This window comes from Streptomyces sp. NPDC088817, assembly GCF_044750345.1.
GTDB lineage: Bacteria > Actinomycetota > Actinomycetes > Streptomycetales > Streptomycetaceae > Streptomyces.
In genome coordinates, this window is the sequence record NZ_JBIVJN010000020.1 from 146,423 (window position 1) to 166,061 (window position 19,639).

At 72.8% G+C, this 19,639-nt stretch carries 18 protein-coding genes; 10 read left to right on the forward strand and 8 right to left on the reverse strand.

Going from position 1 to position 19,639, the window contains the following annotated elements; genetic code table 11:
- Position 1: 1 nt before the first annotated feature.
- On the reverse strand, positions 2 to 688 hold the full coding sequence (locus ACIP4X_RS30800; RefSeq protein WP_358735227.1) for a response regulator transcription factor: 687 nt from the start codon (positions 686 to 688) through the stop codon (positions 2 to 4).
- Positions 689 to 973: 285 nt separating this feature from the next.
- Here ACIP4X_RS30800 and ACIP4X_RS30805 point away from each other — a divergent pair, with 285 nt between their 5' ends.
- The 8 genes from ACIP4X_RS30805 to ACIP4X_RS30840 all read left to right on the forward strand — a co-directional run bounded on the left by ACIP4X_RS30805 (position 974) and on the right by ACIP4X_RS30840 (position 7,602).
- Positions 974 to 1,750, forward strand: coding sequence for an amino acid ABC transporter ATP-binding protein (locus ACIP4X_RS30805; RefSeq protein WP_401351491.1), 777 nt, complete (start codon positions 974 to 976; stop codon positions 1,748 to 1,750).
- A 97-nt stretch (positions 1,751 to 1,847) separates the two neighbouring features.
- Positions 1,848 to 2,687 (forward strand): glutamate ABC transporter substrate-binding protein, encoded by an 840-nt coding sequence (locus ACIP4X_RS30810; protein ID WP_401351493.1) that lies wholly within the window; start codon positions 1,848 to 1,850, stop codon positions 2,685 to 2,687.
- A 131-nt stretch (positions 2,688 to 2,818) separates the two neighbouring features.
- Entirely contained in the window at positions 2,819 to 3,484 is a 666-nt protein-coding gene (locus ACIP4X_RS30815; protein WP_358735232.1) for an amino acid ABC transporter permease, read from the forward strand.
- Positions 3,481 to 4,386, forward strand: a complete 906-nt coding sequence (locus tag ACIP4X_RS30820; protein ID WP_391457403.1) for an ABC transporter permease subunit — start codon at positions 3,481 to 3,483, stop codon at positions 4,384 to 4,386. Before ACIP4X_RS30815 ends, ACIP4X_RS30820 begins: the two co-directional genes overlap by 4 nt.
- Positions 4,387 to 4,666: 280 nt before the next feature.
- The gene (locus tag ACIP4X_RS30825; RefSeq protein WP_401351495.1) at positions 4,667 to 6,268 is read left to right on the forward strand and encodes an FAD-dependent monooxygenase; all 1,602 of its coding nucleotides are present in this window, start codon (positions 4,667 to 4,669) and stop codon (positions 6,266 to 6,268) included.
- Between the two features lie 115 nt (positions 6,269 to 6,383).
- Positions 6,384 to 6,455, forward strand: a complete 72-nt coding sequence (locus tag ACIP4X_RS30830) for a putative leader peptide (protein ID WP_324838480.1) — start codon at positions 6,384 to 6,386, stop codon at positions 6,453 to 6,455.
- Positions 6,456 to 6,667: 212 nt separating this feature from the next.
- Positions 6,668 to 7,183, forward strand: a complete 516-nt coding sequence (locus tag ACIP4X_RS30835; protein ID WP_391457407.1) for a cysteine dioxygenase — start codon at positions 6,668 to 6,670, stop codon at positions 7,181 to 7,183.
- The gene (locus ACIP4X_RS30840; RefSeq protein ID WP_391457409.1) at positions 7,180 to 7,602 is read left to right on the forward strand and encodes a rhodanese-like domain-containing protein; all 423 of its coding nucleotides are present in this window, start codon (positions 7,180 to 7,182) and stop codon (positions 7,600 to 7,602) included. Before ACIP4X_RS30835 ends, ACIP4X_RS30840 begins: the two co-directional genes overlap by 4 nt.
- Before the next feature lie 139 nt (positions 7,603 to 7,741).
- Here the strand turns inward: ACIP4X_RS30840 and recX are convergent, their stop codons facing one another.
- The 4 genes from recX to ACIP4X_RS30860 all read right to left on the reverse strand — a co-directional run bounded on the left by recX (position 7,742) and on the right by ACIP4X_RS30860 (position 11,566).
- A complete protein-coding gene (recX, locus tag ACIP4X_RS30845; RefSeq protein WP_401351498.1) occupies positions 7,742 to 8,635 on the reverse strand; it encodes a recombination regulator RecX in 894 nt (297 codons plus the stop codon).
- A 2-nt stretch (positions 8,636 to 8,637) separates the two neighbouring features.
- Positions 8,638 to 9,756, reverse strand: a complete 1,119-nt coding sequence (gene recA / locus ACIP4X_RS30850) for a recombinase RecA (protein ID WP_358735243.1) — start codon at positions 9,754 to 9,756, stop codon at positions 8,638 to 8,640.
- 328 nt (positions 9,757 to 10,084) lie between these two features.
- A complete protein-coding gene (locus ACIP4X_RS30855; RefSeq protein WP_358735245.1) occupies positions 10,085 to 11,311 on the reverse strand; it encodes an AI-2E family transporter in 1,227 nt (408 codons plus the stop codon).
- Positions 11,312 to 11,371: 60 nt separating this feature from the next.
- A complete protein-coding gene (locus ACIP4X_RS30860) occupies positions 11,372 to 11,566 on the reverse strand; it encodes a DUF3046 domain-containing protein (protein ID WP_358735246.1) in 195 nt (64 codons plus the stop codon).
- Between the two features lie 80 nt (positions 11,567 to 11,646).
- On the opposite strand from ACIP4X_RS30860, the gene ACIP4X_RS30865 reads away from it, so the two are divergent.
- Positions 11,647 to 12,591 carry a hypothetical protein gene (locus tag ACIP4X_RS30865; RefSeq protein ID WP_358735247.1) on the forward strand — a complete coding sequence of 315 codons (945 nt, stop codon included), beginning with the start codon at positions 11,647 to 11,649 and terminating at the stop codon, positions 12,589 to 12,591.
- 24 nt (positions 12,592 to 12,615) lie between these two features.
- Here ACIP4X_RS30865 and ACIP4X_RS30870 read toward each other — a convergent pair whose 3' ends face one another.
- The 3 genes from ACIP4X_RS30870 to ACIP4X_RS30880 are packed head-to-tail and all read right to left on the reverse strand — an operon-like array spanning position 12,616 to position 14,542.
- On the reverse strand, positions 12,616 to 12,924 hold the full coding sequence (locus ACIP4X_RS30870) for an AzlD domain-containing protein (RefSeq protein WP_358735248.1): 309 nt from the start codon (positions 12,922 to 12,924) through the stop codon (positions 12,616 to 12,618).
- A complete protein-coding gene (locus tag ACIP4X_RS30875) occupies positions 12,921 to 13,676 on the reverse strand; it encodes an AzlC family ABC transporter permease (protein WP_358735249.1) in 756 nt (251 codons plus the stop codon). Before ACIP4X_RS30875 ends, ACIP4X_RS30870 begins: the two co-directional genes overlap by 4 nt.
- Positions 13,577 to 14,542 (reverse strand): AraC family transcriptional regulator, encoded by a 966-nt coding sequence (locus ACIP4X_RS30880; protein WP_358735250.1) that lies wholly within the window; start codon positions 14,540 to 14,542, stop codon positions 13,577 to 13,579. The genes ACIP4X_RS30875 and ACIP4X_RS30880 overlap by 100 nt, the downstream gene beginning before the upstream one ends.
- 114 nt (positions 14,543 to 14,656) lie before the next feature.
- Between ACIP4X_RS30880 and ACIP4X_RS30885 the strand changes: the two genes are divergently transcribed.
- On the forward strand, positions 14,657 to 19,609 hold the full coding sequence (locus tag ACIP4X_RS30885) for an ATP-dependent helicase (RefSeq protein ID WP_401351501.1): 4,953 nt from the start codon (positions 14,657 to 14,659) through the stop codon (positions 19,607 to 19,609).
- Positions 19,610 to 19,639: the final 30 nt, after the last annotated feature.

Genomic DNA, 19,639 nt, shown 5'->3' on the forward strand with positions numbered 1-19,639 from the left:
GCTAGGCGGCCGGGGCGACGAGGCGGTAACCGACGCCGCGTACGGTCTCGATGAGCGCCGGCGTGCGCAGCTTGGAGCGCAGGGAGGCGACGTGCACCTCCAGGGTCCGCCCGGTGCCCTCCCAACTGGTCTGCCACACCTCGCTGATGATCTGCTCCCGCCGGAAGACGACGCCGGGGCGCTGGGCGAGCAGCGCGAGCAGGTCGAACTCCTTGCGGGTGAGCTGGACGACCGCGCCGTCCACGCTGACCTGCCGGGTGGGCAGTTCGATGAGCACCGCGCCCAGGCGCAGGGTGCTCTCGCCGGCGGCGTTCGCGTCCTCGTGGACCGTGCGACGGCTGACGGCGTGGATACGGGCGAGCAGTTCGCCGGTGTCGTAGGGCTTCACCACGTAGTCGTCGGCGCCGAGGTTGAGGCCGTGGATGCGGGAGCGGACGTCGGCGCGGGCGGTGACCATGATCACGGGGGTGCTGGTGCGCTTGCGGATCCTGGCGCAGACCTCGTAGCCGTCCTGGTCCGGCAGGCCCAGGTCGAGCAGGACCACGCCGAAGCAGGCGCTCTCGGGGACGAGGGCCTGGAGGGCCTCCTCGCCGCTGCGGGCGTGGGTGACGTCGAACCCGTGCCGCGCCAGGACCGCGGACAGGGCGGCGGCGACGTGGTTGTCGTCCTCGACGAGGAGCAGTCGCATTCCGGCCCCCTCCGGTTCATGAGTCGTACGGTCACAGCGTGTACACGTCGTGCATGCGCGCGTGTGCACCATGGCAGTGACGCCGATGGACGAGGACGGCGTCAAGAGGCTTCCGGTTGCGCACCCTGTGTCGTTATCCAGCCGGTACGCGCCCCACCCGCCGCGCTACGTCATGTGTACGACCGCTACCGGATCGTGATGCTCAGATCTCCCTCAGATGTAATGACGCAGGTCGCATCGGTCATTACTGTCCCCCGAAACCGAGGAGGACGGAGCCTGAAAGCGATGACCGAAGTATCGATGGCCAAGGAAGACGTGGCCTCGACCGCCGATCTGGTCGTCCTGAAGAGCGTCAACAAGCACTTCGGCGCGTTGCACGTGCTCCAGGACATCGAACTGACGATCGCCCGCGGCGAGGTCGTCGTGGTCATCGGGCCCTCCGGGTCCGGGAAGTCCACTCTGTGCCGCACCATCAACCGTCTGGAAACCATCGATTCGGGCACCATAACGATCGACGGCAAGCCGCTGCCGCAGGAGGGCAAGGAGCTGGCCCGGCTGCGCGCCGACGTCGGCATGGTGTTCCAGTCCTTCAACCTCTTCGCGCACAAGACCGTGCTCGAGAACGTGATGCTCGGTCAGGTCAAGGTCCGCCGCACGGACCGGAGGAAGGCCGAGGAGCGGGCCCGTGAGTTGCTCGACCGGGTGGGAGTGGGCGCGCAGGCCGACAAGTACCCCGCGCAGCTCTCCGGCGGCCAGCAGCAGCGCGTGGCCATCGCGCGGGCGCTGGCCATGGACCCGAAGGTCATGCTGTTCGACGAGCCGACCTCCGCGCTCGACCCGGAGATGATCAACGAGGTGCTGGAGGTCATGCAGCAACTCGCCCGGGACGGAATGACGATGGTCGTCGTCACCCACGAGATGGGCTTCGCCCGATCGGCCGCGAACCGGGTGGTCTTCATGGCCGACGGCCGGATCGTCGAAGAGGCCACGCCCGACCAGTTCTTCAGCAACCCGCGCAGCGACCGGGCCAGGGACTTCCTTTCGAAGATCCTGCACCACTGACGCGGCGGCCCGCCGGTGGCGCCGTACGCCGCCGGCCCGTGATCCTGCCGTCGCCGTCCGACGGCTCAGCATCTCCTCAACACCGAAGGAAGTTCACATGAAGCTCCGCAAGGTCACCGCCGCCTCGGCCGTCGTCCTCGCCCTCGCCCTGTCGGCAACGGCGTGCGGCTCGAACGACAAGAAGGACGAGGGGTCGTCGGGCGGTGGCGGCAAGGTCAAGGTCGGCATCAAGTTCGACCAGCCGGGCCTCGGCCTGAAGCAGCCCGACGGCTCGTTCTCCGGTTTCGACGTGGACGTGGCCACCTACGTGGCCAAGGAACTCGGCTACAAGCCGGCCCAGATCGAGTGGGTCGAGACCAAGAGCGCCGAACGTGAGAACGCGCTGGCCCGCGGCGACGTGAAGTTCATCGTGGCCACGTACTCGATCAACGACGAGCGCAAGCAGAAGGTCGACTTCGCCGGCCCGTACCTGCTGGCCCACCAGGACCTGCTGGTCAAGGCGGACTCGGACATCTCCAAGGGCACGGACCTCAACGGCAAGAAGCTGTGTTCCGTGGTCGGCTCCACCTCGGCGCAGAACGTGCAGAAGTCGATCGCCCCGAAGGCCGCCCTGAAGGAGAACGCGGGCTACTCGGAGTGCATCGCCGGCCTGCAGAGCGGTGCCGTCGACGCGGTGACCACCGACGACTCGATCCTCGCGGGCTTCGCCTCCCAGGACAATTACAAGGGCCAGTTCAAGCTCGCCGGGCTCAAGCTGAGCAACGAGAACTACGGCATCGGCGTCAAGAAGGGCGACACCGCGACCGTGGACAAGATCAACTCCGCGCTGGAGAAGATGGTCAGCGACGGCTCGTGGGACGCCGCGGTCAAGAAGAACTTCGGCCCGGCGGACTACAAGAACGAGCCGGCCCCGAAGATCGGCGACATCGTCAAGTGACCCGGCTCGTCCGGTAAGCAGGGATCCGCAGGCCTCGCAGGGTTCCCCGGGCGCGCCGCCGCCCGCCGCGCTCACGGCGGCGGCGCGCCACGCCCTCCTCGTACGCCACACACCCGGAAGCGCGGGAGATCGTGTTCGACTTTCTTCAAGGTTACGACGTCCTAGGGGCGTTCTGGATGACGGTGAAGCTCACCGTCCTCTCCGCCCTGGGCTCGCTGGTCTGGGGCACCCTGCTGGCCGCGATGCGGGTCAGCCCGGTCCCGTTGATGCGCGGCTTCGGCACCGCCTACGTCAACATCTTCCGGAACATCCCCCTGACGGTGCTCATCGTCTTCACCTCCCTCGGCCTCGCCGACATCTTCGGGGTGACGATGGGCGCGTCCGACTTCAAGATCCAGGGCTTCCGGCTGGCGCTGCTCGGGCTCGCGGCCTACCACGCGGCGTTCGTCTGCGAGGCGCTGCGCTCCGGCATCAACACCGTGCCGGTCGGGCAGGCGGAGGCGGCGCGCGCGATCGGGCTCAATTTCAGCCAGTCGCTGCGGCTCGTCGTGCTGCCGCAGGCGTTCCGCGCGGTGATCGGACCGCTGGCCAACGTGCTGATCGCACTGACCAAGAACACGACCGTGGCGGCCGCGATCGGTGTGGCCGAGGCCTCCTACCTGATGAAGACGATGATCGAGAACGAGGCCCAGACGCTTGCCATCGGCGCCGTCTTCGCCCTCGGTTTCGTGGTCCTGACCCTGCCCGTCGGCCTCTTCCTCGGCTGGCTCGGCAAGCGACTGGCGGTGAAGCGATGAGTTCCGTGCTCTACGACGCCCCCGGCCCCCGGGCCAGGCGGCGCAATGTGATCCTCTCCGTCGTCTTCGTCGCCCTGCTCGCACTGCTCCTGTGGTGGATCTGGTCGACGATGAACGACAAGGGCCAGCTCAAGTGGGCCCTGTGGCAGCCCTTCACCACCTCCGCCGCGTGGACGACGTACCTGCTGCCCGGCCTCGGCAACACCCTGAAGGCCGCGGCGCTCGCCATGGTCATCGCCCTTCCGCTGGGCGCGTTCTTCGGCATAGCCCGGCTGTCCGACCATCGGTGGATCCGCGTTCCGGCCGGTGTGGTGGTCGAGTTCTTCCGGGCGATCCCGGTACTGCTGCTGATGCTGTTCGCCAACGAGTTCTACGTCCGCTCCACGGGCATCGCCAGCGACGAGCGCCCCCTCTACGCGGTCGTCACCGGTCTGGTGCTCTACAACGCCTCGGTTCTCGCCGAGGTCGTACGCGCCGGCATCCTGGCCCTGCCCAAGGGGCAGACGGAGGCCGCCTACGCGATCGGTCTGCGCAAGGGCCAGACGATGAGCGGCATCCTGCTCCCGCAGGCGGTCACCGTCATGCTGCCGGCCATCGTCAGCCAGCTGGTCGTCATCGTGAAGGACACCGCGCTGGGCGGCGCGATGCTCGCCTTCCCCGAGCTGCTGGGCTCCCGCAGCACGCTCGCGGCCAACTACGCCAACGTCATCGCCAGCTTCATCGTGGTGGCCGTCATCTTCATCCTGCTGAACTTCGCCCTCACCAGCTTCGCGAGCTGGCTCGAGCGCAGGCTGCGCCGCAGCAAGCGGAGCACCGGCGTCGTCCTCGCCGCGGACGAGGAGGAGGTCAACCCCGCCCAGACCGGTGGCACCTACGGAACGGGTGCGGGCGGCTCGATCTGACGGATGGTCCAGCGGTTCTGAGGCACCCGACGGGGGTGCGGTGGCCTGTTGCCGCCGCACCCCCGTCGGCGTGGGACGCCGCGAAAGGGGCACGGCGGTCGGCCGCGCACACGAGCCGCCGCACGGCGCACGCCACCGCGCACCTGGAGCACCGGCGTGCGTCCCGCTTGACCGGCTGGCGCCCAGTCTGTTGCATACGTTCTGTGATCGTGCACCGTGCTCCGGCTTTCTGTTCACCTGTCACTTCCAGGACACCGCTGCTGGCAGGAGGCGCCGCGCTGTGGATCCGGTGATCGTTGTCGGAGCGGGGCCCGTCGGGCTCACGCTCGCCCTGGCACTGGCGCGTCAGGAGGTGCCGTCCGTCGTGCTCGACGAGGGCTCCGGCACGGACGCGCCGCGTGCCGCGCGCACGGTCGTCCTGCGCGAGGACACCACCGCGCTGGTGGAGCGCCTGACCGGCGTGCCGCTCGGCGGGGCCGGGCTCCATTGGGCCGGATGGCGGTCGTTGCGGCGCAAACAGGTGATGCACGAAGTCGCCTTCGACGACGCCGAACCCGCGCCGCTGCACATCGCCCAGCACGTCCTGACCGGCGCCCTGCGCACCGCGGTCGCCCGCGAACCACTGGTCGAACTCGCCGTGAACAGCCGCCTCGACAGCATGGAGCAGGAGTCCACGGGGGTCACCGTCCACACCCGCGGCCCTGGCGGTACCTGGTGGCGCGGCAGTCACCTGGTCGGCTGCGACGGCCCGCGTTCGACCGTGCGCAAGCTCCAGGACATCCGCTTCCCCGGCCGCACGGCCGTCGAACGGCACGCCGTCGCCGCGGTGCGCGCCGAACTGCCCCGTCCCGGCGAAGCGTTCCTCCACCGGCTGCCGCCGTGGCGGACGACCGGCCCCTTCGCCGGGGAGATCGCCGCCCGCCCACTCCCGGACGACGTGTGGCGGCTGGACTGGCTGCTGCCGCCCGGCAAGGACCTGGTCACGCCCGAACTGCTGCTCGCCCGCATCCGGGAGACCCTCACCGGCTGGACCGGCGAACCCTCGCCGTCGTACGAACTCCTGGACACCGGCGTCCACACCGTCCACCACCGGGTGGCACGCCGCTGGCGCGCAGGGCGGGTCTTCCTCGCCGGGGACGCGGCGCATCTGCTGGGCGCCCTCGGCACCCAGGGTCTCGACGAGGGCCTGCGGGACGCCGACAACCTCGCCTGGAAGCTGGCTCCGGCCTGGCACCACGGGCCGCACGAGGCACTGCTGGACAGCTACCAGACCGAGCGGCGCGCCGTCGTCGCCGCCCGGCTGCGCGCCGCCGACCAACTGCTGCCGGTGGTGCGCGGGGGCGGCGGGCTGCGGTCCCTCGTGCCCGGGTCCGGCCGCGGAAACGACGCCCTGCTGACGGACGGCCATCTGGGGCGCGGGCCGCTGGGCGCGCCGGGGGCGTACACGGACTCGCCGCTCACACCCCCGCCCCTGGACGGCGAGGTCCTCGTGGACACGCCGGCCGGCTCCCCGGTCGCCGACGTGGTGGTGACCGCGGAGGACGGCTCCTTCGTGCCGCTCAGAGACCGGCTGGGCCGGGGGGCGCTGCTCGTGGTGCTGATCGCGCCGGGTACGGGCGTGTGGGAACGCCGGCACTGGGTGAGCGCCGGCATCATGCCCCGGCTGGCCGCCGCGGTGACCGCGCTGCCGCGCCCCGCCGAACTGCTGGTCGCCGAGAGCTACCCGGGCGCCGCCCCCCACACCGTCCTGCTGGTACGGCCCGACGGGCATCTGGTCACCGCGCTGAGCGGGGTGCGCCCGGCCGACCTGTACACCGCGGCGGAGACGGCGCTGGGCGGCGCCGGACGCGCCGAGGAACGCGCCGAGGCGGGCGCGCGCTGACCGCGGGGCCCTGTGGACCGCGCGCGGACCGTCCGCGCCGCGCGGTCCGCAGGGTGAGGGCGAGTTGACCGGTCGGGACCGCCATGGTCTACTCCCGAACGTGACCGACACCGATGTGCGCCTGTGGCGGAGGGTCCATATGGACCTCGTCCGCTATGCGGGCTGCGTGTGTCGTCCGGCCTGTTGAACTCGCCTCCCCTCACCCGGCGCGCGCCGCCCCACCCGCACATCCCCGTACGCCATACGTCCGTACCCTGTGCCGCCGCGCGCCCTCCGCGAACGCTCTTCAGGACGGTGTACGTGTCTGTCTCGCCCCTCGGGTCCCCGGCTCCCGTGTCCCCCGCTTCCGAACTTCCCCCCGCCGGGCCCTCGCCCAGGGGGTCTGCTCCCGCCGGCTCCGTGGCCTCCGCGTCCTCCGGGCAGGCGCCGACGCAGGCGGAACTCCTCGACTTCGTGCGGCGCGCCGCCTGTGACGCCGAGCTGATCGCCTCGCTTCCGCTCGCCCCGGAGGGCCGCACCTGGGTGCGCCTGGAGGGGCCCGGCGGCAGTGAGGCATGGCTGATCGGCTGGCCGCCGGGCACCGGCACGGGCTGGCACGACCACGCCGACTCGGTCGGTGCCTTCGTGACCGCCTCGGGCGAGCTGAAGGAGAACTCGCTCGCCGCCCGGCTGCCCACGGACGGCTGGCGGACCCTGGAACTCACCGACGGCGTCGACCGCGAACGGCAACTCCCGGAGGGGCGGGGCCGCTCCTTCGGACGCCACCACGTGCACGAGGTGCTCAACGAGTCCACCGAGCGGCACGCCGTCTCCGTGCACGCCTACCACCCGCCGCTGCCCCGGATCCGCCGCTACAGCCGCACCGGGCAGACCCTGCGCCTCGAACAGGTCGAACGCCCGGAGGACTGGCAGTGAGCACACCTCAACCACCTGTCGGAATCGACGAGTTGCTGGAGCGGGTCCGGCAGGGCTACGAACGCGTCGAGCCGCGCGAGGCCTACGCGGCCGCCAAGACCGGCGACGCCCTCCTGGTGGACATCCGCTATGCCGCGCTGCGTACGAGGGACGGTCTGATCCCGGGCGCCCTCGTCGTGGAACGCAACGAGCTGGAGTGGCGCCTCGACCCCCTGGGCAGCCACCGTGTCCCCGAGGCCACCGGTCACGACCTGCGCGTGGTCGTCGTCTGCAACGAGGGCTACGCGTCGAGCCTCGCGGCTGCGTCCCTGCACCGGCTGGGGCTGCTCCGTGCGACCGACCTGGTGGGCGGCTTCCAGGCATGGCGCTCGGCCGGACTGCCGGTGACGCCGTGGGACGGCCGCGTACAGCCGTCGTAGAAAGGCAGGGGGACGTAGGCGCAGGGCGGTCGGTGTGGCACCGCGTCGCCCGCCTGGGCCTGCGGGACCACGAGGCCTTTCGTCCCGTGGTGGCGTCCATGCCTCTCCTCGTCGGACGGGCGCCCCGGCGGGCACCGGCTCAGTAGCCCTCGTCGGCGAGGAAGTCCGCGTCCTCGCCCTCCTCCTCCAGCGCCTGCCGGACCACGCGCAGGGCCAGGCCCTCGGAGTAGCCCTTGCGGGCGAGCATCCCGGCGAGGCGGCGCAGCCGCTTGTCGCGGTCGAGGCCGCGGGTGGAGCGCAGCTTGCGGGCGACGAGTTCGCGCGCGGTGGCCTCCTCCTGCTCGGCGTCGAGCCGGCCGACCGCCTCGTCGATCAGTGCCGTGTCGACGCCCTTGGTCCGCAGCTCACGGGCGAGGGCGCGCCGGGCCAGTCCGCGTCCGTGGTGCCGGGACTCCACCCAGGCGTCCGCGAACGCGCTGTCGTCGATCAGCCCGACCTCCTCGAACCGGGAGAGGACCTCGTCCGCCGCCTCGTCCGGGATCTCCCGCTTGCGCAGGGCGTCCGCGAGCTGCTTGCGGGTGCGCGGAGTCCCGGTGAGCAGGCGCAGGCAGATGGCGCGCGCCCGCTCCACCGGGTCCCCCGGAGGCTCTCCCTGCCCCGCCCTCGACAAGGAGGAGGCGCCCCCGTCCTCGGCGGACGCCTGGTCGGGGCCGCGCCGACGGCCCCCGCGTCCACCGCGCGGCCCACCGTCACGCGAGCCGCCCCGGCGCGCACCACCCACGGGTGGGCCACCCGCGCGCCGCTGTCCGCCGCCGTCCCCGGGCACACCGCGGCCCGGCTCGGCCTCCCTGTACCCGGCGTCTTCGTAGCCGCCGTCTCCGTAGCCGCTGCCCCCGTGTCCGCCGTCCGCGTATGCGCCGTCCTGGTCCGCGCCCGGGCCGAGCGCGTCCCCGGTGCCCCTCCCCCGTGGGGCACCGAAGGCGGCGTACTCGTCCGCGTGCTCGTACTCGGCCCAGTCGGTTCGCCGTGTCACGGTCAGCTCTTGGCCGAGGCGGCCTTGGGCTTGGTGGCCTTGGCGGGCGCCGCCTTGGCCGTGGCGTCCGCGGCGGTGGTGGTGACCGCGGCGTCCGCGCCCGGCTCCGTGGCCGGCTCCTCCGGCCGCACGCCGACGCCCAGCTTCTCCTTGATCTTCTTCTCGATCTCGTTGGCCAGGTCGGGGTTGTCCTTGAGGAAGTTGCGCGCGTTCTCCTTGCCCTGACCGAGCTGGTCGCCCTCGTACGTGTACCAGGCGCCGGCCTTGCGGACGAAGCCGTGCTCCACGCCCATGTCGATCAGACCGCCCTCACGGCTGATGCCCTGGCCGTAGAGGATGTCGAACTCGGCCTGCTTGAAGGGCGGCGCGACCTTGTTCTTGACGACCTTGCAGCGGGTCCGGTTGCCGACCGCCTCCGTGCCGTCCTTCAGGGTCTCGATACGGCGGATGTCGATGCGCACCGAGGCGTAGAACTTCAGCGCCCGGCCACCGGTCGTGGTCTCCGGGGAGCCGAACATCACGCCGATCTTCTCGCGGAGCTGGTTGATGAAGATCGCGGTGGTCTTGGACTGGTTGAGCGCGCTGGTGATCTTGCGCAGGGCCTGGCTCATCAGCCGGGCCTGGAGGCCCACGTGGCTGTCGCCCATCTCGCCCTCGATCTCCGCGCGCGGGACGAGCGCGGCGACGGAGTCGATGACGATGAGGTCGAGGGCGCCGGAGCGGACGAGCATGTCCACGATCTCCAGGGCCTGCTCGCCGTTGTCCGGCTGGGAGAGGATCAGGTTGTCGATGTCGACACCGAGCTTCTTCGCGTACTCGGGGTCGAGGGCGTGCTCCGCGTCGACGAACGCGACCTGGCCGCCCGCCTTCTGCGCATTCGCCACCGCGTGCAGGGTCAGGGTCGTCTTGCCGGAGGACTCCGGTCCGTAGATCTCCACGACACGGCCGCGCGGCAGGCCACCGACGCCGAGGGCCACGTCGAGCGCGGTCGACCCGGTCGGGATGACCTCGATCGGCTCCTTCGACCGCTCGCCCATGCGCATGACCGCGCCCTTGCCGAATTGTCGTTCAATCTGTGCGAGCGCGGCGTCGAGCGCCTTCTCGCGGTCGGTTCCTGCCATGGGTTCCACCCGGTTTGCTTGTGTCGATCGCTTCACGTCAAAGACGCTAACGCCTGCCACTGACAATGCGCCCCGACGCACGTCCGGCCTGTGGATAACTCAGGCACTTCTCCCCCCGAACCGGGGCGAAATCCCTTCCGTCGAGCCGTGCCGGAGCTCCCATAAGAATAGATGTTCGATTTTCGTGTCAAGCGCGCCGAGCGGCACCGGGGCGGGCAGGACACCGCCCGGGTACCGTGGCCGCGCATGCCCCACACCGAGATCGAGATCACCGCGGAGCTGGTCCTCGCCGTCCGGCTGCCCCCGGGCACCCCCTGGCGGGTCCGCCCTACCGGGCCCGTCGCAGCCGGCGTGCGCGGTCGAGCAGGCCCGGGACCGGGCCGCGGCCGCGGTGGCCCTGGACGCGGGGGTCGTCCGTGACGGCGTACCGCTTCACATAGGCGCCCAGGAAGGCCTGGAGGGTGGCGACCGCGGGAATGGCGATCAGCGCGCCCACGGCGCCGAGCAGGGCGGTGCCCGCGATGACCGAGCCGAAGGCGACCGCGGGATGGATGTCCACGGTCCTCGCGGTCAGCTTGGGCTGGAGCATGTAGTTCTCGAACTGCTGGTAGACCACCACGAAGACCAGCACCCACACCGCGTACCAGGGGTCCACCGTGAAGGCGATCAGCATCGGCAGGGCGCCCGCGAGATAGGTCCCTATGGTCGGGATGAACTGCGAGACCAGGCCCACCCAGACACCGAGTACGAGCGCGTACGGCACTCCCAGGGCTTGGAGCAGGACGTAGTGGGCGATCCCCGAGACGAGCGCCATCAGGCCGCGCGAGTACAGATAGCCGCCGGTCTTGTCGACGGCGATCTCCCACGCCCGCAGAACCTCCGCCTGGCGGGCGGGCGGCAGCAGGGAGCAGATGGTGCGGCGCAGCCGCGGACCGTCGGCGGCGAAGTAGAACGAGAACAGGGCGATCGTCAGCAGCCGGAACAGGCCCCCGAGCACCTGGGCGGACACGTCGAGCACGCCCGCGGCGCTGTTCTGCGCGTACGTGCGCAGCCAGTCGGAGTGGAGCAGGCCCTCCTGCACGTCCACCCGTCTCAGCTCGGTGTGGAACGAGGAGTTGACCCAGTTGATGACGGAGTCGAGGTACTCCGGGAAGCCCTCGACCATCTTGATGATCTGCCCGGCGAGCATCGAGCCGAGCAGGGTCACGAAGCCCGCAGAGGCGATCGTCAGACCGAGGAAGACCAGGAAGGTCGCGAGCCCCCGCCGCATCCCGCGGGCTGCCATGCGGCTGACCGCGGGCTCGACGGCGAGGGCCAGGAAGAACGCGATGAGGACGTTGAGGAGCAGGCCGGTCAGCTGGTGGAAGGCCCAGCTGCCGAGCTGGAAGGCGGCGACGAGACCGATCGCGAGCACCATGGCGCGCGGCAGCCAGCGGGGCATGCGGGCGCCCGGCCCGGCGGCGCCCTCGGCCGGTTCCGGAGACCGGGGAGGCGGCGTCGTAGCGGACGGGGAGGTGTGCGGGGCCGTCTGGCCGGTCTCGTCAGTGGGTGCCACGGTGCAAGTCTCGCCGACGCCGCCGACGGCCCGGCACCGGCCCGTGCCCCTCCCGGCCGGTCAGCGCCTCTCGCGCGGAACGTTCATGACCTGGCACACGACGCGCCACACGTCCTTCGCGTCCCAGCCGGCCGCCAGCGCCTCGTGCACCGTGCGCCCGCCGAGTTCCGACATCACGTGGTCGCGCGCGAAGCTGTCGGCGTAGCCCGCGCCGAAGTGCTCCGCCATCCGCTCCCAGAAGACCGTCAACCGCATGATCCCAGTATCCCGCCCCTGCGGGTGACCTCGTTCCGGGGCCACCTGGGGAGAACGCTTTCCGCCCTACGGTCTGACGCATGGCCGAGACCGGAGCTACCCCTTCTCCCCCGCCGCCCCCGGCGTCCTCCCCGCTGTTCCGCGCCGAGCACTTCGTGTGGCTCACCGCGCGCGTGCTGGAACAGCGGCTGTTCGCGTACCACTTCCTGAACGGCGCCGCGGATCCGGTGGAGACCGCGCTGGACGCCTACCGCAACGAGGACGGCGGGTACGGTCACGCGCTGGAGCCCGATCTGCGCGGCCCGGTCAGCCAGCCGCTGCACACCGCGCACGCGCTGCGCGTGCTGGACACCGTCGGCCGCTGCGGCGGACAGCGGGTGGAGCGCGTGTGCCGCTATCTGACCTCCGTCTCCACCCCCGACGGCGCGCTGCCCGCGGTCCACCCCGGTCAGCGCGGCTACCCGGCGGCCCCCTTCGTGCCGATCGTGGACGACCCGCCGAGCGACCTGCTGGCCACCGGGCCGGTGGTGGGCCTGCTGCACCGCAACGAGGTGTGGCACGCCTGGCTGTTCCGGGCCACCGACTTCTGCTGGCAGCGGGCCGAGTCCCTGGAGACCTCCCACCCGTACGAGATCGAGGCGGCCGTCGCCTTCCTGGACTCGGCACCCGACCGCACACGCGCGCGTGCGGCCGCGGACCGGCTCGGCCGTCTGGTGCGCGACCAGCGGCTGGTGCTGCTGGACCCGGAGCGTCCTGAGGACTGTCCTGTCGCCCCCGGCTACGCCCCGGGGGAGCACCACTTCGCGCACGACTACGCGCGGACACCCGCCTCCCTCGCGCGCGCGTGGTTCACGGACGAGGAGATGAAGCGCTCCCTGGACTTCCTGGCCGGCCGCCAGGAAGAGGACGGCGGCTGGCCGGTCACCTGGCGCCAGTGGGCTCCGGCCCCCGCCCTGGAGGCACGCCCCATGGTCACGATCGAGGCGCTGCGCACCCTCAGGGCCTACGGCCGGACCATCGGCTGAACCACCACCGGTGCCCGCTGCGGCTCACCCCGTCAGGGCCCGTACCCCGGCCGTCACCACCACCGCCGCTCCGACCACGACCAGGAACGGCGCCCGCAGCAGGAGTGCCACGGCGGCGGCCGCGACCCCGGCCGCCCGCGCGTCCAGCACGAGCGTGTGCCCGTCGGCGAACGTCTGCTGGGCGGTGAGCGCGGCCAGCAGGGCGACGGGCAGCAGTGCGGCGAGCCGCTTCACCAGCGGCCGCTCCAGGGCGCCCGCCGGAACGAGCAGCCCGGCCAGCTTGACGGCGTAGCAGCCGACAGCGGTCACCGCCACCGCGATCCAGATGTTCAACGATCTCCCTCTCGCACGTCTCGTACGTCGTCACGGGCGCCGCTTCCGCGACGGCCCCGCAGGTACAGCACGGCCGGGGCGGCGAGCGCGGCCGCGAGGACCGGCACCCCGGCCGGCAGCACGGGCAGCAGACCGAGCCCGAGCAGTACGGCCAGGACCGCGACGGCCCGCTCGGTGGCGGTCTTCAGCATCGGCGCCAGCAGCGCCAGGAACACGGCCGGCCCGGCGGCGTCCAGACCCCAGGCGTCGGTGTCGCCGAGGGCCTTGGCGCCCAGCGCGCCCAGCAGCGTGGTGAGGTTCCACAGCACGTACAGGGTGACCCCGGTGACGGTGAAGCCGATCCGCGCGCTGCGCCGCGTGGGCTGGGCCAGCGTCACCGCGGTGGTCTCGTCGATGACCCACTGGGCGGCGAACGGCCGTACCGCGCGCGGGAGGGCCAGCAGCTGCGACAGGCGCAGCCCGTAGAAGGCGTTGCGCACGCCAAGGAAGAAGGCGCCCGCGGCCGCCGTGTACGGGTTGCCTCCGGCGGCCAGCGCCCCCACCAGCGCGAACTGGGAGGCGCCGGTGAACACCAGCAGGCTGAGCGCGCACGTCTGCCAGAGCGTGAGCCCGCTGCCCGCCGAGGTCACCCCGAACGCGAACCCGGACAGTCCTACGGCGATCCCGACCCCGAGGGCGTCCCGTACGACGGCGGCGTCGGGCTTTCCTCCGTCGTCGGCGCGTATGTCTGCGAGAGCTGTCTGTTCTGCCACAACGCCGAGGGTAGGAACAGCCGGGACCTGGAGTCTTGTACGTTCTTGCGCTCGCGCTGGTAGGCCCCCGGGGGCACGCCCACGATCCGGGTGAAGTGCCGGCTCAGGTGCGACTGGTCGGTGAAACCGACGGCGACGGCGGCCTCGGAGGGCGCGGTGCCCGCGTCCAGCAACCGCCTGGCCCGGCGCACCCGGGCGTCGGTCAACCAGGTGTGCGGCGGCATTCCGTAGGCGTTGCGGAAGGCCCGCAGCAGCGCGAACGGGCTGCTGCCCAGGTCGGCCGCCAGCCTCTCCAGGCTCGGCGGCTCGGCCATCCGCTCCTCCAGGACGGCACGCGCGCGTGCAGCGGTCCGCGCCCCCGCCGTCCGTATCTCCCGCTGCGGCAGCGCCCCGCCGTTGAGCCGCAGCAGCCGCGTCACGGCGACCCGCAGCAGGGTGTCGGCGGCCAGCGCGTTGCCCTCGTCCGTGGCCCGCAGCACCTGGTGCACCAGCCCGACGGCGTACGGATCGTCGAGCACGGGACGGACGAAGCCCGGCGTCCCGCGGATGCCCGTGGTCTCCCCGGCGATCTCCGCGACCAGTTCCGGCGACGGGTACACCGCTCCGTACCGCCACCCCTCGGGCACCGCCGCCCGCCCGGTGTGCGGGGTGTCAGGATTGACCAGCGCCAGCGTCCCCGGACCCGCGTACTGGTCGGACCCGCCGTGGTGGAACACCTCCACGCCCTCGACGATGGCGGCGATCACGAAGTGCTCGTGGGTGTGCCGCACGAACTCCTTGCGGACATAGCGGGCCCGCAGCAGATCGACACCGGGCAGTTCCTCGTACCGCCAGTGCCGCGCACGCTCCTCACCCGCTGCCGCCATGCTCCCGATTCTCCGTCGTCGGCGCGGCCGCGCGAGTGCGGGGGCCGCCCCCGGCCCTCCGGGGCACCCGCCCAGGTCAGAGGCGTTGTCAGTGGCCGGGTGCACGATGGACTCATGGTCAGCGACGCACACCGGGCCCTCGACGGCTTCTCCCCCGCGACCCGCGGCTGGTTCACGGGGGCCTTCTCCGCGCCCACCGCGGCCCAGGCGGGGGCGTGGCAGGCCATCGGCGAGGGCTCGGACGTGCTGGTGGTCGCCCCGACCGGCTCCGGCAAGACCCTCGCCGCCTTCCTCGCCGCGCTCGACCAGCTCGCCTCCGCCCCGCCCCCGGCCGACCCGAGGAAGCGCTGCCGGGTGCTGTACGTCTCCCCGCTCAAGGCCCTCGCCGTGGACGTGGAGCGCAATCTGCGCAGCCCGCTGACCGGTATCCGCCATGAGTCCGTCCGCCTCGGCCTGCCCGAGCCGGAGGTGAGGGTCGGCATCCGCTCCGGCGACACCCCGGCGGCCGAGCGCCGCGCCCTGTCCACCCGCCCGCCGGACATCCTGATCACCACGCCCGAGTCGCTGTTCCTGATGCTGACCTCGGCCACCCGGGACGCGCTCACCGGCGTGGAGACGGTGATCCTGGACGAGGTGCACGCGGTGGCCGGCACCAAACGCGGCGCGCACCTCGCGCTGTCCCTGGAGCGCCTGGACGAGCTGCTGCCCAGGCCCGCCCGCCGCATCGGCCTGTCCGCGACGGTCCGCCCGGTCGACGAGATCGCCCGCTATCTGTCGCCCCGCCGCAAGGTGGAGATCGTCCAGCCGGAGTCCGGCAAGGAGTTCGACCTGTCGGTGGTCGTCCCCGTCGAGGACCTGGGGGAGCTGGGCGGTTCCCCTGTCGCCGAGGACGGCGACAAGGCGGAGCGGCCCTCGATCTGGCCGCATGTCGAGGAGCGGATCACCGACCTGGTCCAGGCCCACCGCTCGACGATCGTCTTCGCCAACTCCCGCCGCCTCGCCGAGCGCCTGTGCAACCGGCTCAACGAGATCGCCTACGAGCGGGCGACCGGCGAGCCCCTGGACGAACACCACTCCCCCGCGGAGCTGATGGGCGGCTCCGGCGCGGCGCAGGGCGCGCCGCCGGTCATCGCCCGCGCGCACCACGGCTCGGTGTCCAAGGAGCAGCGCGCCCTGGTCGAGGAGGATCTCAAGGCGGGCCGACTCCCCGCGGTGGTCGCCACGTCCAGCCTGGAGCTGGGCATCGACATGGGCGCCGTGGACCTCGTCGTCCAGGTGGAGTCCCCGCCGTCGGTGGCGTCCGGACTGCAACGGGTCGGCCGCGCCGGCCACCAGGTCGGCGCGGTCTCCACCGGCGTGGTCTTCCCGAAGTACCGCGGCGACCTGGTCCAGGCCGCGGTCGTCACCGAGCGGATGCGCTCCGGCGCCATCGAGTCCCTGAAGGTGCCCGCCAACCCGCTGGACGTCCTCGCCCAGCAGCTCGTGGCGATGACGGCGATGGACACCTGGCAGCTCGACGACCTGCTCGCCCTGGTCCGCAGGGCGGCCCCGTTCGCCTCACTGCCGGAGTCGGCCTTCACCGCGGTCCTGGACATGCTCGCCGGCCGCTACCCGTCCGACGCGTTCGCGGAGCTGCGCCCGCGCGTGGTGTGGGACCGCGTCGCGGGCACGATCACCGGCCGCCCCGGCGCGCAGCGCCTCGCCGTCACCTCCGGGGGCACGATCCCCGACCGCGGGCTGTTCGGAGTGTTCCTCGCCGGCTCGGACCCCAAGAAGGGCGGCGGCCGGGTCGGCGAGCTGGACGAGGAGATGGTCTACGAGTCCCGGGTCGGCGACGTCTTCACGCTCGGCACCAGCTCCTGGCGCATCGAGGACATCACGCGCGACCGGGTCCTGGTCTCGCCCGCGCCGGGCGTGCCGGGCCGGCTGCCGTTCTGGAAGGGCGACCAGCTCGGCCGCCCGCTGGAGCTGGGCCGCGCGGTGGGCGCGTTCCTGCGCGAGGTGGGCTCCCTGCCCAAGGACGACGCCCGGCTGCGTCTGCTGGCCGCCGGCCTCGACGCGTGGGCCGCCGACAACGTCCTGTCGTACCTGGAGGAGCAGCGCGCGGCCTGCGGGCACGTCCCGGACGACCGGACCATCGTCGTGGAGCGCTTCCGTGACGAGCTGGGCGACTGGCGGGTCGTGGTGCACTCCCCCTTCGGCGCCCAGGTGCACGCCCCCTGGGCGCTGGCGCTCGGCGCCCGGCTGTCCGAGCGGTACGGCATGGACGCGCAGGTCATGCACGCCGACGACGGCATCGTGCTGCGCCTGCCCGACGCCGACCTGATGGGCCTCGACCTGCTCGACCAGGAACCGATGAGGGCCGGCCTGGAGTACGACGCGGAACAGGCGCCCGTCGGGGCCGCGGACGTCACCTTCGACAAGGGCGAGGTCGACCAGATCGTCACCGACCAGGTCGGCGGCTCGGCCCTGTTCGCCGCACGCTTCCGCGAGTGCGCCGCCCGCGCGCTGCTGCTGCCGCGCCGCAACCCGGGCAAGCGCACCCCGTTGTGGCAGCAGCGCCAGCGTGCCGCCCAACTGCTCCAGGTGGCGAGCGAGTTCGGCTCGTTCCCGATCGTCCTCGAAGCGGTCCGCGAATGCCTCCAGGACGTCTTCGACGTGCCGGGCCTGGTCGAGCTGATGGGCGACGTCGAGTCGCGCAGGGTGCGCCTGGTCGAGGTCACCACCCCCGAGCCCTCCCCGTTCGCGCGGTCGCTGCTGTTCGGGTACGTCGCCCAGTTCCTGTACGAGGGGGACTCGCCGCTCGCCGAGCGCCGCGCCGCCGCGCTGTCGCTGGACTCGCGGCTGCTGGCCGAGCTGCTGGGCCAGGCGGAGCTGCGTGAACTGCTCGACGCCGAGGTGCTGGTGGAGCTGGAGCGCGAGCTCCAGTGGCTGACCGAGGACCGCCGCGTGAAGGACGTCGAGGGCGTCGCCGACGTCCTGCGACTGCTCGGTCCGCTCTCGGAGGCCGAGTTGGCCGAGCGGGGCGCCGAGCCCGGCTGGGCGCGGGAGCTGGCCGGGGCCCGCCGGGCCATCCGGGTCCGGATCGCCGGAGCCGACCACTGGGCCGCGATCGAGGACGCGGGCCGGCTGCGCGACGCGCTCGGCACCGCGCTGCCCGTGGGCGTCCCGGAGGCGTTCACCGAGCCGGTGAAGGATCCGCTGGGCGACCTGCTGGCGCGCTACGCCCGCACCCACGGCCCGTTCACGTCGGCGGCGGCCGCGGCCCGCTTCGGCCTGGGCGCCGCGGTCACCGAGGGCGCGCTTCAGCGGCTCGCCGCGGGCGGCCGTGTCGTCCAGGGCGAGTTCCATCCGGCGGGCATCGGCCAGGAGTGGTGCGACGCGGCCGTCCTGAGGCGGCTGCGCCGGCGTTCGCTGGCCGCGCTGCGACACGAGCTGGAGCCGGTGCCGCCGGCCGCGTTCGCCCAGTTCCTGCCCCAGTGGCAGCACCTCGGCACGGGGCACGGCCTGCGCGGCATCGACGGACTGGTGCGCGCCGTCGAGCAGTTGCAGGGCGCGTCCGTGCCCGCGTCCGCGCTGGAGAAGCTGGTCCTGCCGTCCCGCGTGGCGCACTACACCCCGTCGATGCTGGACGAACTCACGTCGGCCGGTGAGGTGGTGTGGGCGGGTGCGGGCGCGCTGCCCGGAAAGGACGGCTGGGTCTCGCTGTACCTGGCGGACGCGGCCCCGCTGCTCCTGCCTCCGCCGCACCCGCTGGAGCTGACCGCGCTGCACCAGTCGGTCCTGGACGCCCTCTCCGGCGGATACGGACTGTTCTTCCGTCAGATCGCCGACCAGGTCCGCGCGACGACGCACCCCGAAGCCACGGAACCCCAACTGGCCGACGCGCTGTGGGACCTGGCGTGGTCCGGGCGGCTCACCAACGACACGCTCGCCCCGATGCGCTCCCTGCTGGGCTCGGGCCGCACCGCGGGTTCCACCGCGCACCGGGCCAAGCGCGCGGTCCCACGCGGGCGTTACGGATCGCTGACGGCCGCCGCCCGCACCGCGTCCCGCAGCGGCCCGCCGACCGTCGCCGGCCGCTGGTCGCTGCTCCCGGTCCGCGACCCCGACCCCACCGTGCGCGCCCACGCCCTGGCCCGTACGCTCCTCGACCGGCACGGCGTGGTCACGCGGGGCGCGGTGGCGGCGGAGGGCGTGGAGGGCGGCTTCTCGGCGGTGTACCGGATCCTGTCCGCCTTCGAGGACAGCGGCCAGGCCCGGCGGGGCTACGTGGTGGAGGGCCTGGGTGCCGCGCAGTTCGCGATGGACGGCGCGGTGGACCGGCTGCGCGCGGTGGCGAACGCCCGTGAGCGGGGCGAGGGCCTGCCCGGCGCGGTCCCCGGGGGCGGCGGCCCCGGCGCCTTCGGCCCCCCGGACGGCTCCTGGGTGCCCGGTGGCAGCATCGACTCCGGCTTCCCCGCCGCCGAACTCGGTGGCGACCTCGGCGGCGACCTCGGCGGTGACGTCGACTGGCTGGACTCCGGCCGCGCGGCGCCCGGTGACTACGTCTCACCCCGCGCCCTCGCCTCACCGGGCCACGGCGGCCCGAGGGGCGGCGGGAGCGCGGGAGGCGGGACGGGCTTCCCGTACGGAGGCGGCTTCGGCGGCCGCCGTGCCCGTACCACCGACGCCGGGGCCCGCGGGGTCGTCCTCGCCGCCGCCGACCCCGCGAACGCCTACGGCGCCGCCCTGCCCTGGCCCGAGCCGCCGACCGGCGCGGGGCACAAACCGGGTCGCAAGGCCGGCTCCCTGGTGGTGCTCGTCGACGGCGAACTGGCGCTGTACATGGAGCGCGGCGGCAAGACGCTGCTGGCCTGGCCGGCAGACCCGGACGGCGCGGCCGGTGACGACCCGCGCCTGCGGGAGGCCGCCGAGGCACTGGCCGCGGCCGCCCGAGCGGGCTCGCTGGGCACGGTGACGGTGGAGCGCGTCAACGGCGCCTCCGCGTTGACCTCCCCCATCGGCGCCCTCCTGGAAGGAGCGGGCTTCATAGCGACCCCACGCGGACTGCGCCTGCGCGCATGAACCTGAGCGGCGAGGGCCAACCCACGCGCA